This window comes from Streptosporangium sp. NPDC023615, assembly GCF_040640155.1.
In the GTDB taxonomy this organism is placed as follows: domain Bacteria; phylum Actinomycetota; class Actinomycetes; order Streptosporangiales; family Streptosporangiaceae; genus Streptosporangium.
This window is the reverse complement of the sequence record NZ_JBFABE010000005.1, coordinates 100,204-115,428: the sequence shown is the minus strand read 5'-3', so window position 1 is coordinate 115,428 and position 15,225 is coordinate 100,204. Positions and strand designations below refer to the sequence as shown.

16 protein-coding genes are annotated in these 15,225 nt (G+C 69.9%); 7 read left to right on the top strand and 9 right to left on the bottom strand.

The window, feature by feature from the left end; all coding sequences use genetic code 11:
• Position 1: 1 nt before the first annotated feature.
• From AB0G16_RS05965 to AB0G16_RS05955, 3 genes are all read left to right on the top strand, one after another.
• Positions 2–901 carry an ABC transporter ATP-binding protein gene (locus AB0G16_RS05965; protein WP_362799275.1) on the top strand — a complete coding sequence of 300 codons (900 nt, stop codon included), beginning with the start codon at positions 2–4 and terminating at the stop codon, positions 899–901.
• A 35-nt stretch (positions 902–936) separates the two neighbouring features.
• On the top strand, positions 937–1,656 hold the full coding sequence (locus AB0G16_RS05960) for an ABC transporter permease (protein WP_362799272.1): 720 nt from the start codon (positions 937–939) through the stop codon (positions 1,654–1,656).
• A 166-nt stretch (positions 1,657–1,822) separates the two neighbouring features.
• A complete protein-coding gene (locus AB0G16_RS05955; RefSeq protein ID WP_362799269.1) occupies positions 1,823–2,983 on the top strand; it encodes a histidine kinase in 1,161 nt (386 codons plus the stop codon).
• A 120-nt stretch (positions 2,984–3,103) separates the two neighbouring features.
• On the opposite strand, the gene AB0G16_RS05950 is transcribed toward AB0G16_RS05955, so the two are convergent.
• On the bottom strand, positions 3,104–4,210 hold the full coding sequence (locus AB0G16_RS05950) for an RNA-guided endonuclease TnpB family protein (protein WP_362799266.1): 1,107 nt from the start codon (positions 4,208–4,210) through the stop codon (positions 3,104–3,106).
• 149 nt (positions 4,211–4,359) lie between these two features.
• Here AB0G16_RS05950 and AB0G16_RS05945 point away from each other — a divergent pair, with 149 nt between their 5' ends.
• On the top strand, positions 4,360–4,962 hold the full coding sequence (locus tag AB0G16_RS05945) for a response regulator transcription factor (protein WP_362799263.1): 603 nt from the start codon (positions 4,360–4,362) through the stop codon (positions 4,960–4,962).
• A 170-nt stretch (positions 4,963–5,132) separates the two neighbouring features.
• Here AB0G16_RS05945 and AB0G16_RS05940 read toward each other — a convergent pair whose 3' ends face one another.
• A complete protein-coding gene (locus AB0G16_RS05940; protein WP_362799257.1) occupies positions 5,133–5,333 on the bottom strand; it encodes a DUF397 domain-containing protein in 201 nt (66 codons plus the stop codon).
• Positions 5,320–6,168, bottom strand: a complete 849-nt coding sequence (locus tag AB0G16_RS05935; RefSeq protein WP_362799254.1) for a helix-turn-helix transcriptional regulator — start codon at positions 6,166–6,168, stop codon at positions 5,320–5,322. The genes AB0G16_RS05940 and AB0G16_RS05935 overlap by 14 nt, the downstream gene beginning before the upstream one ends.
• A gap of 358 nt (positions 6,169–6,526) precedes the next feature.
• Here AB0G16_RS05935 and AB0G16_RS05930 point away from each other — a divergent pair, with 358 nt between their 5' ends.
• Positions 6,527–6,721: a hypothetical protein gene (locus AB0G16_RS05930; RefSeq protein WP_362799251.1), complete on the top strand. Its 195-nt coding sequence runs from the start codon at positions 6,527–6,529 to the stop codon at positions 6,719–6,721.
• A 44-nt stretch (positions 6,722–6,765) separates the two neighbouring features.
• On the top strand, positions 6,766–7,005 hold the full coding sequence (locus tag AB0G16_RS05925) for a hypothetical protein (RefSeq protein ID WP_362799248.1): 240 nt from the start codon (positions 6,766–6,768) through the stop codon (positions 7,003–7,005).
• On the opposite strand, the gene AB0G16_RS05920 is transcribed toward AB0G16_RS05925, so the two are convergent.
• Positions 6,995–8,194, bottom strand: coding sequence for a cytochrome P450 (locus tag AB0G16_RS05920; protein WP_362799245.1), 1,200 nt, complete (start codon positions 8,192–8,194; stop codon positions 6,995–6,997). The two genes, AB0G16_RS05925 and AB0G16_RS05920, sit on opposite strands and share 11 nt — an antisense overlap.
• A 102-nt stretch (positions 8,195–8,296) precedes the next feature.
• Between AB0G16_RS05920 and AB0G16_RS05915 the strand changes: the two genes are divergently transcribed.
• Positions 8,297–8,941, top strand: a complete 645-nt coding sequence (locus tag AB0G16_RS05915; RefSeq protein WP_362799242.1) for a helix-turn-helix domain-containing protein — start codon at positions 8,297–8,299, stop codon at positions 8,939–8,941.
• 128 nt (positions 8,942–9,069) lie between these two features.
• On the opposite strand, the gene AB0G16_RS05910 is transcribed toward AB0G16_RS05915, so the two are convergent.
• The 5 genes from AB0G16_RS05910 to AB0G16_RS05890 form a co-directional block, all read right to left on the bottom strand.
• A complete protein-coding gene (locus AB0G16_RS05910) occupies positions 9,070–10,470 on the bottom strand; it encodes a cellulose binding domain-containing protein (protein WP_362799240.1) in 1,401 nt (466 codons plus the stop codon).
• 100 nt (positions 10,471–10,570) lie between these two features.
• Complete coding sequence (locus tag AB0G16_RS05905) at positions 10,571–11,899, bottom strand: beta-N-acetylhexosaminidase (protein ID WP_362799238.1); 1,329 nt, start codon at positions 11,897–11,899, stop codon at positions 10,571–10,573.
• Between the two features lie 61 nt (positions 11,900–11,960).
• The gene (locus AB0G16_RS05900) at positions 11,961–12,866 is read right to left on the bottom strand and encodes a carbohydrate ABC transporter permease (RefSeq protein WP_362799235.1); all 906 of its coding nucleotides are present in this window, start codon (positions 12,864–12,866) and stop codon (positions 11,961–11,963) included.
• Entirely contained in the window at positions 12,863–13,855 is a 993-nt protein-coding gene (locus AB0G16_RS05895) for a sugar ABC transporter permease (protein WP_362799232.1), read from the bottom strand. The genes AB0G16_RS05900 and AB0G16_RS05895 overlap by 4 nt, the downstream gene beginning before the upstream one ends.
• Before the next feature lie 8 nt (positions 13,856–13,863).
• The gene (locus AB0G16_RS05890) at positions 13,864–15,150 is read right to left on the bottom strand and encodes an extracellular solute-binding protein (protein ID WP_362799229.1); all 1,287 of its coding nucleotides are present in this window, start codon (positions 15,148–15,150) and stop codon (positions 13,864–13,866) included.
• Positions 15,151–15,225: the final 75 nt, after the last annotated feature.

Below are 15,225 nucleotides of genomic sequence, written 5' to 3'. Positions count from 1 at the left end.
CATGTCCTCGACACCGGTCATCGACGTTGAACGTCTGAATCTCACATACGGCGACTTCCATGCCGTGAAGGACCTGTCCTTCCAGGTACGGCCAGGGGAGCTCTACGCGCTGCTCGGCACGAACGGGGCGGGCAAGACCTCGGCCCTGGAGACCGTCGAAGGTCACCGCAGGGCCACCTCGGGCAGCGTGCGGGTCTTCGGGCAGAGCCCGCAGGACCGGCGCGCCGTGCGGCCCAGGATGGGCATCATGCTGCAGGAGAGCGGCTTCTCCCCGGACCTGACGGTGAGGGAGTCGGTCCGGCTGATCGGGCGGCTCACCCGGCGCACGGACACCGTCGAGCGCGTGCTCGGCGTCGTCAACCTCACCCGCAAGGCGGGGACCACGGTGTCCCAGCTCTCCGGCGGCGAGAAGCGACGCCTGGACTTCGCCACCGCCGTGTACGGAACACCTGAGCTGATCTTCCTGGACGAGCCCACCACCGGCCTGGACGTCCAGTCCCGGGACGATCTGTGGGACACCGTGGGCAGGCTGCGCGAGGCCGGCTCCACCGTCGTTCTGACCACGCACTACCTGGAGGAGGCGCAGCAGCACGCCGACCGCATCGGTCTCATGCACGGGGGCACCCTCCACCGGGAGGGGACCGTCTCCGAGCTGACGCGGACCCTGCCCTCCACCGCCCGCTTCTCCCTGCCGGACCCCGCCCCGGCGGTGCCGTTGCCCGTGCCGGCCGTGCGCGACGGCGACAAAACGTTCCTCGTCGAGACCTTCGACCTGCAGAAGGACCTGCACGTCCTGCTGGGCTGGGCGCAGGAGCACTCGGTGGAGCTGCGGGACCTCCAGGCCGGGCCGACCCGGCTCGACGAGGTCTTCCGCGCCATCGGTGACGACCGGACCCGCTGACCCTCCCCGAACCTTCTCTGAAAGGGCGCTTCGCCATGCTCTCGATCGCTCTCGGCGAGCTGATCCAGATATTCCGGAACCGGCTGGTCCTGATCACCGGTCTCGTCATGCCCGCGGTGGTCAGCGGGTTCTTCATCTACCGCCACGAAGCCTTCGCGACCCTGGGCAGCCTCGGGTACATCGCGGCGATCATGATGTTCACCGTGGGGGCGTTCGGGCTCTACACCACCGCGGTGACGACCCTGGCCTCCCGCAGGCAGAACCTCTTCCTCAAGCGGCTGCGCTCCACCGCGGAGGGCGACACCGGCATCCTGTCCGGGCTTCTCCTCCCGATCACCGCCATCTCACTGGTCCAGGTGACCGTGATCATGACCGTGCTGGCCGTGGTCGCGGGCCGGCCGGACAACGTCCTCCTCCTGGCGGCGGCCGTCCTCTCGACGCTGATCATGATGATCGGCCTGGCGCTGGCCACGGCGGGGCTGACGAACTCCCCCGAGCACGCCCAGGTGACCACGCTGCCCGTCAGCCTCGGCGCCATCGCCGTGGCCACCTGGGTCGGCATCAGCGGTACCGAGGAGCTCACCCTGCTCAAGCGGCTGCTTCCCGGCGGCTCGGCCACCGAACTGGCCGTCGACGCCTGGAACGGCGGCGTTCCCGTCGGCGAATCCCTGCTTCTCCTGGCGCCCACGCTGGGCTGGGTGATCGTCGCCGTCGCGCTGGCCTCCCGGATCTTCCGCTGGGAACCGCGCCGATGACGGCCCCCGGCGTCGTCGCCGGCCCGGGCGGGAGAGAGCCGCCCCGCGAGAGCATCGCGCGACAGCGCCTACCGTGGAGACGACGGATGTGGCCGGCCCGGCCCGAACAGGGGCCGACCAGGGTCCGGCCCCCCGAACCGACCGCCCGGCGACCAGGTGAGGCGCAGTGAACCCGACACACGCGGTGTCCCAGCGCGCCGAGCCCGCGCGGGAACGGCTGCGCAGGCTCAACATCACCCTGTTCCTCCCGCTGCTCGTCACCGTCGGGGCGCTACTGGTGGCGAGGGACGCCCGGACCTGGTGGGAGGCCCTCGTCCTCGGCGCGGGCGTGGCGGCGGCCCTGGTGGCCTTCACGCGGTGGGCGGCGGGGGACGTCCTGCGCGTCGCGCTCCCCTGCCTGATCGTCACCGCGGCCGTGTGGCCGTTCTCCGTACTGGTGGCCGACAGCGGCGCGGGGTTCTACGGCCTCTCGATCGTGGGCTCCTACGTCGTCCCCCACCTGCCGCGCCACCGGGTCGCGGCGGCCGCAGGGCTGATCGCCTACGTCGCCGCGGTGGGCGCGTCGAGGCTGCTGGTCACCGGGGGAGACCTCTCCGGCGTCCTGATCGAGTACGTCATCGTCCCCGCGGGCATCACCGCGATATTCGTCGGCCTCATGTTCCCCAACAGGCGCTTCTACGGCCTCATCGAGGAACTGGAGGCGGCACGGGAGCGCGAGGCGGAACTGGCCGTCATCCGCGAACGCGTCCGGTTCGCCGGCGACCTGCACGACATCCAGGGCCACACCCTGCACGTGGTGAAGCTGAAGATCGCGCTGGCCCAGAGGCTGGTGCGCGGCGACGCCGAACGGGCGGAGCGGGAACTCCGCGAGGTACACGCCCTGGTCAGCGACACCATCGCCCAGACCAAGGAACTCGCCTACGCCCAGCGGCGGCTCAACCTGTCCGCGGAACTGGAGAACGCGAAGAACCTCTTCGAGGCCGCGGGGATCCGCGTGCGCGTCGAGCGCGAGACCGAGGTCGACGCCCGCGCGGGCGAACTGCTCGGCCTGGTCCTGCGGGAGACGACGACCAACATCCTGAGGCACGCGCAGGCCGGGCAGGTGCGCATCGACCTGTCGGGCTCCGGCATCGCCATCGTCAACGACGGCGCGCCGGAGGCTCCCCTTCCCGCGCTCCGGGGGCTCGCCGCCCTCAGGGAACGCGTGGCGGCCGGCGGGGGCGAGCTGACCGTGGAGCAGAAGGACGGACGTTTCCTGACGGCCGCGACGTTCCCGCACGGCGGTCCGGACGCCGCTCCCCACAGCGTGGAAGGACGACCGACTTGACATCCTCCCCTCCCTGAAGGGAGGGGATTCCCACGGTCGCCCGTGAGGGTTCCTGCTTCACCGCCGACCGCCCGCCCGAGAGGACTCTCGTTGAGGTCTTACATCAGCTCCACAGGCGTTTCACCTCTCCGCCAGTCCGGCGGCGAGGATGTTCTTCGCGGCGTTGACGTCCCGGTCATGGGAGGCGCCGCAGGCGCACACCCACTCTCGGACGTTCAGCGGCATGGACCGCTGGATCGTGCCGCACGCCGAGCACAGCTTCGAGGAGGGGAACCAGCGGTCCACCACCAGCAGTTCCCGCCCGTACCACTGTGCTTTGTACTCCAGCATCGTGCGCATCTGACGCCACGAGGTGTCGGAGACGGCACGGGCCAGCTTGCGGTTTTTGACCAGGTTGCGCACGGTGAGGTCCTCGATCACGACCGTTTGGTTCTCACGGACGAGACGCGTGGTGACCTTGTGCAGATGATCACGCCTGCGGTCGGCGATGCGGGCATGCACCCGGGCGACCTTGAGTTTCGCCTTCTGCCGGTTCGCCGACCCCTTCTCCGTACGGGCAAGGCGCCGCTGCGCCCTGGCCAGTTTCCTACGGTCGGCCCGCTCATGCTTCGGATTGACGATCTTCTCTCCGGTGGAGAGCGTCGCCAGCGCCGTGATCCCCGCATCCACGCCGACCACGTTCGCGGTCGCGGGAAGCGGGGAGATGCGGTCCTCACACAGGATCGACACGAACCACCGCCCGGCCGCGTCCTTCGACACCGTCACCGTGGACGGGTCCGCCCCCTCGGGCAGGGGACGCGACCACACGACGTTCAGCGGTCCGTCCATCTTCGCCAGGGTGATCTGACCGCCTCGGTAGATGAACGCCGACCGGGTGTACTCAGCGCTCGCCCGGGACTTCTTGCGGGACTTGAAGGTGGGGTACTTGGCCCGTTTGGCGAAGAAGTTCGCGAACGCCGCCTGGAGGTGGCGCAGCGCCTGCTGGAGGGGGACCGACGACACCTCGTTCAAGAACGCGAGGTCCTCGGTCTTCTTCCACTGCGTCAGTGTGGCCGAGGACTCCACGTAGGAGACTTTGCGGCCTTCGATGGTGTAGGCGCGGCTGCGGTGTTGGAGGGCTTTGTTGTAGACGAGGCGGGCGCAGCCGAACGTGCGAGACAGTTGTGCTGCCTGTTCGTTCGTCGGGTGGAAGCGGAACTTGAATGCCCGCTTCACGATCTGCGCCACGCTTCACACGATACGTCAAGATCAGTTAGGTGGTGGGTGAAACGGGCCATGCGGGTCGTGCGGGTCCAGGCACGCTCAGGCGCCAGAGCGCCTTCCCGCTCCCGTTTCCTCTCCGGCCTGAAGGTCGGAGTAGCCACGGGAGTCATTCGATGACCACCGTGGTGCTGGCCGACGACGAGGCCCTCCTGCGCAAGGCGCTGGCGGCGCTGCTCCCCCTGGAGGGCGAGATCACCGTGCTCGCCGAGGCGGAGGACGGTGAGGCCGCCGTCCGGGCCACGCTGCTGCACCGGCCCGACGTGCTCGTCATCGACCTGGAGATGCCCGGCACGGACGGGCTCGAGGCCGTCGCGGAGATCCGCCGTACGCGACCGGACCAGGTGATCCTGATGCTGACCCGCCACGCCAGGCCCGGGGTGCTGCGCAAGGCGCTCAGGCTCGGCGTCCAGGGCTTCGTCAGCAAGTCCGCGGAACCGGCGCACATCGTCTCCGTCATCACGACCCTGCACGGGGGCAGGCGCTGGATCGACCCGGACGTCTCCGCCCTCGCCGTCGTCGACGACTGCCCGCTCACCGACCGCGAGATCGACGTGCTGCGGGCGACCGGCGAGGGCTACTCGGCCGCCGACATCGCCACCCGCCTCCACCTGGCGGAGGGCACGGTGCGCAACTACCTCTCGAACGCGATGCAGAAGACCCAGACCAGAACCCGCCACGAGGCGGCCCGCTACGCCCGCGAACACGACTGGCTGTGACCCCGGACGCCCCTCCACACGCACCGATCTCCGCGTGCCCGCCCTGGCCGTCGGCGCCGTGCGGAACGCGCACGCGGAAGGGCGCGCGATCTGTCGCCGCGTCCCGGTGGAGGCGATGATGATGCCTGAGCTTTGTTCCGAGATGAGCCGTGGCCGGAGGCTCCCGCCGGTCAGAAGGCGTCGGCGCGAACGCCTGCCAGAAAGTCGTTCCAGCCCTTCGCGGTAAAGGTAAGAGTCGGACCGGACGGGTTTTTGCTGTCGCGGACGGCGATGAGACCCGGAAGGTTGGTGGCCACTTCCACGCAGTCGTTGCCGCCAACGCTGTAACTGCTCTTGCGGAATTCGGCGCCGGACAGGTCAAGGGAGATCATGGTGACTCCTTGCTGCGGCGATGAGCACCGCAGACTTCTCGGGGGACAGGCATACGTCAATGAGACGCTCGAAGGTCAGCGTGAGGTTTCGCACCTGATCGGCTGCTTCGATGTACACCTCTCCCGCAGGACCTTCCGTGTACCCCACAGCCGGGTCCTCGGCATCGAATGACAGAACGGAAAAACCGCCTTCCATCCCTATGTGTGCTCCTGTACTGAACGGTAGGACCTGCACGGTGATGTGGGCCTGCTCCATGACTCGGAGAAGGTCGTCGAACTGGTGGGCCATGACGCCCGGCGGTCCGATAGGGCGGCGCAGGACCGCTTCGTCCACCAGGACATGAAGCGTGGGGGCATTGGGGCCGAAAAGGCTGACCTTGCGTACCATTCGAGCGTCCACGCGGCGCTTCAACTCGGCTTCGCTCAGCTCGGGCAATGTTGCCTTGATGACTCCGCGAGCGTAATCCTCACTTTGGAGAAGGCCAGGGATGGCGCGTTGCTCCCACTTGATGATGGTGGACGCCTCCGCCTCCATGCTGATGTAACTGCCGGTGAACACGTCGCTGTAGGCGGTCCACCAGCCACGCCGCCCGGCGTCCTTGCCGAGTTGGATCAGACTTGCCGTCGTCGCACTGTCCGCTCCGAAAAGATCGCATGCAGCGGCCAGATCAGCTTCAGACACCATGATCCGACCAGCTTCGATGCGGTGCGCCTTGCTGACGGACCAGCCGAGCCGCCGGGCCACCTCAGGCACGGACAGACCGGCGTTTTCTCGAAGTCGGCGCAGCTCACGGCCCAAGCGGCGATGACGGACGGTGGGGGACTTCATTGGCATAGAGACATTGTGCCGTTACTGTTCGTGAAAATTCTATGTGCGTAAGGCTTGCGTGCGTGCCTCACGCACGTCCATGATGACTCCAGTGTCACTACTTTTAGTGAGCGAGCTATCACGGAGAGGGTTGGAGCCGTGCCGCCCTGACGTAGAGACACAGGTGCCCCACCAGGAGCGGACCTCTGGTCCCACTCCTCACCGACTGACCGTTCCGCTCAGATTTTCGTACGGCGGTGCGTTCCAGAACCCTCTTGCCCATTCAAAAAGCCGGACCCGCCCGGCGCTCGCGACGTCCGGGCGGGTCCTTGATCGGATGGAGGTCCGATCCGTGGACGATGGTAGATCAGCGACACCCGGGCCGGTGATTTCGGGATGGCGGGTCATTCTCAGTGACAAGGGGCGGCTGTGGGCCTCCCGGGTCGTCCCGTTCACCGATGCCGAGTTCGACGCCGGGGCGGCGCGTACGGTCGACGCCGACACCCTCGACGCGCTGCGGGCCGAGGTCGAGCGGCAGGAGGAGACAGCACGGCAGGTGAACGGGCGGGTGGCCTCGTGATCCGGCGCGGGCCCGCACCGGCCGGAGGGCGGCACCGCGACGGCGTGAACCCCGCCCTCGTCCCCCGCCGTACGTGGGACCACCGGGCCCGCGCCGAGGCGGAGCGGCTGGATCGGGAGTGGAAGGACTGGACCGTCCTCTACGGCGCGTACTCACGCCTGTTCTTCGCGATCCCGGCCTGGCCGGCTCCCGTCCCGGTGGTCCTCCGGGCCTCCACCGCCGACGACCTCGAAGCCCGGATGTGCGGGGTCGTCATGGCCGTCGTCGCGCGCCCTACCACCTGACCGGCAGCTCCCGTACGCCGTAGATGCTCATGGTGTCGCGCATGGCCACCTCCTCGGCCGGTACGGCGAGACGGAGTCCGGGGAAGCGGTCGAACAGCATCGGGAAGGCGATGCGCATCTCCACCCGGGCGAGCTGCTGTCCCAGGCACTGGTGCAGCCCGTGCCCGAACGTCAGATGCCCGCTCGCGGGGCGGGTGACGTCCAGGTGTTCGGGGTCGGGGAAGCGGGAGGGGTCGCGGTTGGCGGCCGGGACCGAGAGCGTCACCACCTCGCCCGCCCTGATGAGTTCCCCCTCCACCTCGACGTCCTCCAGGGCGGCGCGCGTCGGGCCGATGTGGATGATGGAGAGGTAGCGGAGCAGCTCCTCGACCGCGTTGTCGATCAGCGAGGGGTCGGCGCGCAGCGCGGCGAGCTGGTCGGGGTGCTCCAGCAGGGCGAACGTGCCGAGGCCGAGCATGTTGGCCGTGGTCTCGTGTCCCGCGACGAGCAGCAGGAGCCCCACGTTGCCCAGCTCCTCGTCGGTCAGCTCGCCGCCCTCGATCAGGCCGCTGAGCAGGTCGTCGGCGGGGTCGGCGCGCTTGAGGGCGATGAGCCGGGCGAAGAAGGCGGCGATGCCGCCGATCGCCCCGCGGATCTCCTCGATGGAGGACTCCAGGTTCAGCAGCGTCGAGGTGGCCTGCTGGAACTCGTCGCGGTCGGCGTACGGGACGCCGAGCAGCTCGCAGATCACCAGCGAGGGGATGGGCAGCGCGAACGCGCGCACCAGGTCCAGGGGCGGCCCGGCCTTCTCCATCGCGTCCAGGTGCTCCCGGGTGATCTCGGCGATCCTGGGCTCCAGCGCCTTCATCCGCCGCACCGTGAACTGCGCGGTGAGCGGCCTGCGGTAGCGGGTGTGGTCGGGCGGGTCCATCCGGATGAACAGGCCCGGTTCGGCCGGGCCGGGCCTCTCCTGCATCAGCGGGAAGGGCACGGGGATGTTCAGCAGTTCGCGGCGGGAGCTGAACCGGGGGTCGGCCAGGATCGCGCGCACGGCCGCGTGTCCGGTCACCAGCCAGCCCATCCGGCCGTCGGGATAGGCCAGCCGGACCAGGGGGCCCTCCTCGCGCAGCGAGGCCAGCCGCTCGGGCGGGTCGAAGGGGCCGGGACGTCCGGTGGGAAAGGTGATCGCCTCGGATGGGGTCTGGGTCATCCGCGTTCCTCTCGTGATGCGCTCCGTTCCCTCCAGAAAACTACATCGAATGCAAAATTACAACACGTGCAGAGTGTTATCTGATGGATTAGGCTGTCCCGTATGGGTGAAGGGTCGGGCCTGCGCGAGCGCAAGAAGCTGCGCACCCGGCACGCCCTCATCGAGGCGGCGCTGGAGCTCTTCCTGAGCAAGGGCTACGAGCAGACGACCGTCTCGGAGATCGCCGCCGCCGCCGACGTCTCCACCCGCACCTTCTTCAGCTACTTCGCGAGCAAGGAAGAGGTGATCTTCCACAACGCGCGCGAGGGCGCCGATCGCGCCCTGACGGTGATCGCCGAGGCCGCGCCCGGGGAACGGGCCGCCGACCTGCTGGGCCGCGTCGTCGCCACCGGCTTCGCCGCGATCGACATGGACGAACGGGTCAGCCGGGAGATCGCCCCGATCAACCACCTCACGATGACCGTCCCCTCGCTCCGGGCGCGGGGCCTGCTGCTCCTCTTCGACGTCCAGCGGGAGCTCGCCGAGGCACTGCATCGGGCCTGTCCCGACGAGCTGAGCCTGACCGAGGCGTCGGCCGCCGTCGGCGCGGTGATCGGCGGCGCCAAGCTCGCCGCCTTCGTGCACATGAGCCACGGCGCCTCCCCCGAGGAGATGATGCGTGCCGGCCGGGCGGCCACCGCGTTCGCCCTGGCCGCCCTGCGTGCCTCTCCTCCGGCCTCCCGCACCTCCGGCCCTCCCGCCCCCTGACCCTTCGATCCTTCCGTCCTGTTCCGATCGAGAGGCCGGAAAAGGGCACGGCCCGCGCCGGGGTGGCGCGGGCCGTGCGTTCGGGCCTCAGGGTCCCGTGGGGACCTCGGGGACTCGCGGATGGGACCTCAGGAGCTGGGAACGGTGTCGACCCAGGTGGTCGAGGCCGAGCGGTAGCCGTTGACGCGGTTCAGCACGTCGGCCGGCGCGACGACCTCGTTCTTGGAGTGGTAGAACCAGTCGACCTGCTGGATGTACTCGCGCGGGGTCGCCGAGCCCACCAGGCCGCCGTTGATGAACCAGAGGTTGAAGTTCACCGACTGCACCGTCTCCGGGTAGTAGACGCCGCCGTGCTCGGCGAAGAGGTTGCCGTCGATGTAGTACCTGATCTGGCCGCCGGAGACCTGAAGAACCAGGTCGTGCCAGCCCGCGTAGCTCTGCCTGACCTCGGTGTGGACGTTCACCGCCTCCCAGGGCTCGTTGCGGTACGTCTCCCACGAGGTGGTGTACATGATGTTGGCGGGCTCGCCCCAGCCGCCGTTGGGCAGGTACTCGAAGTCCTGCTCGCTGTAGGCGGGGTCCATGTCGAAGGCGAGGGGGGTGATCGTGAAGAAGGTCTGCACGATGTGGTCACCGTCGGGGCCGCTGATGGGCGCGTCGGAGAACTTCACCCGGGCCGCGTAGGTGCCCTCCAGGAACTTGCGCTGGTGCAGCACCTCCGACTGCCGGGTGCCCGCCGCCGTGCCGTCGGTCCCGGCCTTGAGCTGCAGTGCCCGGTTGGTGCCGGAGACGGTGGGGAAGCTCACGTTCTGCTTGGGCCAGCTCGCCCCGGGCACGCCGGGACCGCCGCTGTTGGTGCGCACGGTCCAGTTGTGCGCGGTGATGGCCGGGTCGTCGGCGCCGGTGTAGGCGAAGTCGTCGAAGACCACCCCGGCGCCCCCGGGGTTGCCGGGAGTGGGAGTGGGCGTGGGGGTCGGGCCGCCGCCGCCCGCGGGCGGGGTGCCCCAGACCAGGGCGCCGTTGTGGTGGACGGTGACCTTGCTCCAGTCGCCGTACGTGGTGCGGGCCGGGCCGAAGGAGAAGTCGTCGGCCTGGTTGATCCGCTGCCAGTCGGAGCGGTGGAAGCGCAGTTGCAGGTCACCGGTCCGGGCGCCGGGCGCCAGGGTGCCGGAGGTAAAGCCCACCTCCAGGTAGCGGTCGGCGGTGGCCGTACCGGGGGACAGGGTGCCGAAGGAGCCGGTGATCGTGGAGCAGGAGATCGTCGCCCACGAGCACGCGAAACGGTACTGCGGCGATCCGGCGTCCGCCTTGAAGTAGTAGCGGATCCTCACGCCGTTCAGCGGTACGGCCGAGGTGCCGCCGTTGACCAGGTTGAACCAGGGCTCGACCTGGTCGGCGGTGGCTCCGGTGGCGCTCGTCTTGTACTGGAGCCGCAGGGACTGCTGGGCGGCGGCCGGGCCGGCCGCGACGCCCACCAGCGCGAGCAGCAGGACGGGCAGCAACCCGCCCAGTAACAGCTTTCCGCGCACGTTCTTTCCTTTCGTCGGTGCTTTCCGGGGTCTGGTGGGTACCGGACGGAAGGGCCGGGTGGCCTGCGGTCCCGTGCGTGGGGGTCTGAGGGTCAGGGGGTCAGGGGATGAGCGGGCCGCCCCGGACGCCCAGTGCGCCGAGCCGGTCGAGGTGCGGGCCGAGGCGGGCCAGGAAGCCGGGGTAGTCGCCGGCCGTGCCCCAGGCGACCTCGGCGAACGCGCACATCCTGGGCAGGGCCATGAACTCGACCCGCTCGGGCGTGGGCATGTACTCGGTCCACAGCTGGCACTGCACGCCCCGCGCGGCCGGGTCGGGTGCGAACGCGTAGGTGTCGGCCAGGGTGAGGACGTGCTCCTGGACGGTCTTCCGGGTGTCGGCGGCGGGCCCGTCACCGGAACCGCCGGGGCCGCCGACCGGGGTCTCGAAGGGGCCCGCGGAGGGGCGGTAGTCGAAGTAGGTCCGGGTGTGCGGCGCCAGGATGATCTCGTTGTCGCCGCGGTCGGCCTGCTCGTCCCGCCAGATCATGACGGTGGTGCCGGGGGTGGGCTCACGGTCGGGCTCGTCCCAGCAGACCAGCCTGCGCGAGTGCTTCTCCAGGTGGGCGGCCATCCGGCCGATGAACCAGGCGCACGCGTCCTGCGGCCCGGCCAGTCCCAGCTCCGCCAGCCGCCGCCGCGCCCCGGGGGAGGTCTCCCACTCGGCGGTGGGGCACTCGTCCCCGCCGACGTGCACGTAGGTGCCCGGGAAGAGCTCGCAGACCTCGTCGAGCACGTCCTGGCAGAAGCGGACGGTGGACTCCTCCAGGTTGAACACGTGCTCGCTGATGCCCCACTCGGTCCAGACCTCCACCCTCCGGTCCGGGTCGTTGCCCAGGTGCGGGTAGGCGGCGATGGCGGCCTGGGCGTGGCCGGGCATCTCGATCTCCGGCACCACGGTGACGAAGCGCTCCGCCGCGTACGCGACGATCTCCCGGATGTCCTCGCGCGTGTAGAACCCGCCGCGCCGCGCGCCGACCTCGGTGAGCAGGGGGTAGCGCTCGATCTCCAGCCGCCACCCCTGGTCGTCGGTCAGGTGCAGGTGCAGCACGTTGAGCTTGTGCTCGGCGAGCAGGTCGACGAGGCGCAGCACGAACGCCTTGGGCATGAAGTGGCGGGCGACGTCCAGCATCACCCCGCGCCAGGCGAACCCGGGCCGGTCCTCGATGACCCCGGCCGGGATCTCCGGTCCGAGCTGGGCGAGGGTCCGCGAGCCGTAGAAGCGGCCGGCCGGGCCGCCGGCGGTGAGCTCGACGCCCGAGGGGGAGACGGCGAGGCGGTACCCCTCCTCGCCGAGGGACGGGTCGTCGGGCATCGGCCGCAGGAGGTCGCGCCGGAACGGGACGGGGTCCCCGCCGGTCGCCACGACGTCCCGCGGTCTCGGAATGATCACGTTGTCTTCCCTTCACGGCGCCCCCGGACGGGCGCGCCTGCAGGCGGTGCGGGGCGGGGGCTCACCCCTTGACGGAACCGGCGATCATCCCCGAGGTGACCCTGCGCTGCAGGACGAGGAAGACCAGCAGCACCGGGAGCATGAACAGGGCCGAGGCGGCCATGGTCGCCCCCCAGTCGGTGCCGAAGACGTTGCCGAACGAGGAGAGCCAGACGGGCAGCGTCCGGTCGTCCTGGTTCTTGATGATCAGCGCGTTGGCGAAGGCGAACTCGTTCCACGCGGTGATGAAGCCGAACAGCGAGGTGGACATCAGGCCGGGGGCGAGCAGCGGCAGGACCACCCGGCGGAAGGCGGCCGGCCGGTCGCACCCGTCCATCATCGCGGCCTCCTCAAGTTCGGGAGGGATCGCGGCGAGGAACCCGCGCAGGGTGACGATGGTGAACGGCAGCGTCACCATGAAGTAGATCAGGCTGAGCATCGACAACCTGTCGAGCATCCCGGTGTCGCGGGCGATGATGAACATCGACACCAGCAGCGCCTCCCAGGGGGCCATCTGGGCGACGAAGACCATCAGGATGAACGCCTTGCGCCCGCGCCAGCGCATCCGGGCCACCGCGAACGCGGCCAGCAGCGCGACCACCAGGGCGAGCACCACCGCGCTCACGGTGACGACGAGGCTGTTGCGCCAGAACGTCCAGAAACCGTCCGCGTTCACCGCGGTCGCGAAGTGCTCCAGGGTGGGGTGGGCGGGCCAGAAGGTCGGGGTCTGCGACTGGATGTCCCTGGTGGGCTTGAACGCGGTCAGCACCATCCAGTAGACGGGGAAGACCGAGACGGCCAGCACGGCCAGGGCCGCCAGGTTCAGCGGCGCGCGGCGCAGCCGGCGGCCGGGTGCCCGCCGGGCCGGCCGGGCCGCCCGGACCGGCTGGATCGGCTGGATCGGCTGGGCCGGCGTCAGGGTGGTCACGGTTCCTCCCCTTCGTGCTTGAGTATCCGCCGCAGGTGGACGAGCAGCAGGGCGATCAGGATCAGCACGGTGAGGGTGGAGATCGCCGAGCCGAGGTCGTACTTGTGGAGCGACTGCGCGACCTGGAACGCGTGGACGGACAGCGTGGTGGTGGCCTCCCCCGGGCCGCCCTTGCTGATCGCCCAGATCTGGGCGAAGCACTTGAACACCCAGATCACCTCCAGCGAGGTGATCAGGCCGAAGAGCGGCCGCAGGATGGGGAAGGTGACCGCGGTGAAGACCTGCCGCCCGTTCGCGCCGTCGATCCGCGCGGCCTCGTACAGCTCGGAGGGGATGGTGGTCAGGCCCGCGTACAGGGTGAGGGCGGCGAACGGCACCGACTGCCAGACGACCAGGGCGACCAGGATGGCGAAGGTGGACGTGCCGTGGGCGAACCAGGTGTAGTCCCTGAAGGACTCGAACCCCAGCGTGACCAGCAGCCAGTTGACCACCCCCAGCCGCGACTGGAACAGCCACTGGAAGATCGTGGTGGCGGCGAGGACGGGGGTGGCCCAGGTGAGCACCAGGCCGCCCAGCACGGCCAGCCGCATCCTCCGGCCCAGGCGGGCGGCCATCAGGGCCACCGCGGTGGAGATGACCATGATCAGGACGACGTTGACGGCCGTCCAGACGAGGGTCCTGCGTACCACGGCCCAGAACTCCGCCCCGCCGAGCACCGTCGCGTAGTTGCCCAGGCCGACGAACTCCGCCCCGCCGCGGATCAGCTCGCCCGTCCTGAAGTGCTGGAAGGAGATGACGACGCTGCGGATCAGCGGGTAGAGCAGCAGGTAGGCGGTACCCGCCAGGGTGGGCGCGATCAGCAGGTAGGGCCACAGGCCGGCGAGCCGGGACGGCCGTGCCCCGGATCGCGCCGCGGACGGTGGTGCCGGTGCCGGTACGTCCCGGCCGAGGGCGTGCCGCCGGTCCGGGGCCCGGGAGGGGGCGGACATGACACTCCTCAGGACGTGGTGTTGAGGATCTCGGCGATGCTCCGGTCCACCGCGGCGGCCTCGGTGGCGGGGGTGCCTCCGGTGAGCACCCGGGTCATGTACTCCTTGATGAGGTTCTTGGCCTCGACCGCGGCCCAGTTGGGGGAGTTGGGGGTGGCGTGCCCGTTCGCGGCGCCCGCGGCCATCGCGGCCGTCGCCTCGTTGCCGTCCAGCACGCCCGCGAGGGAGACGCGGTTGGGCACGTAGCTCATCTCCTTGGCCATGTCGGCCTGGAACTCCTCACCCGCCAGCGCCTTGACCACCTCGTACGCCGCCTCGGGGTTCTTCGACGCCTCGGGGATGACCAGGTCGGAGCCGCCGGTGAACACCGCGCCCGGCTTGTCGGCGGTCTTGCCGGGGATCGGGAAGAAACCGAGCTTCCCCTTGAGGCCGGGGTTGGCCTTCTCGATCGCCACCGCGCCGCCCGGGGCGGAGACGATCTGGGCGACGTCGCCCTTGGCGAAGACGTCGGCCTGCGGCGGCCTGGCCTCGTCGGAGTCCTTGGGGCCGTCGCCCAGCGCCTGGAGCCTGCGGTAGAACTCGACCGCGGCCAGCGCCTGGGGGGTGGCGAGGCCGCCCTTCCAGGTGCCGCCCTCGTTGACCGCGAGGTCGCCGCCCTCGTCCCAGACGAACCCGGCGAAGGTGTACCAGTTCTGGCCGGGCAGGTAGATGCCCTGGTCACCGCCCTTGTCGAGTTTCGCGGTGATCTCCAGCCACTCGTCCCTGGTCTTCGGCGGAGCGGTGATCCTCGCCTTGGCGAACAGGTCCTTGTTGTAGACGACCACCCGGTTGGCGGCGTACCACGGGATGCCGTACTGGCGTCCCTCGATCTTTCCGGGCTCGGCCAGGCCGGGCAGCCAGTCGGTGCCGCCCAGGTCGGCCACCTTGTCGGTGAGGTCCCGCACCCCGCCGCTGGCGGCGTACTCGGCGACCTGGGTGTTGCCGACCTCGATGACGTCGGGCGCGTCGTTGCTGGCCAGGGCGCTGGTCACCCGCTGGCCTATGCCGTCCCACTCCTGGATCTGGATGTCGAGCGTGACGCCGGGGTGGGCCGCCCGGTAGCGGGTGCGGAAGCGGTCGAGCAGGGCGTCGGAGAAGCTGTCCCGCATCACCCAGACGGTCAGGTTCACGCCCTCCTGGCCGGCGCCGGCGGAGCCGGGCGGGCCCGACGAGGAGGACGGCTCGGAGGAGCCGCACGCGGAGAGGCCGGCGACGAGCGCCAGCACAGCCGTGACGGCGCGGAGACGGTGCCTCATCGGTGCTCCCAGAGGTCAGATATTGGTAAGTAATTGGCTTGCTTTGCATAGGGTGGCTGTTACCAGTTCCGCCGT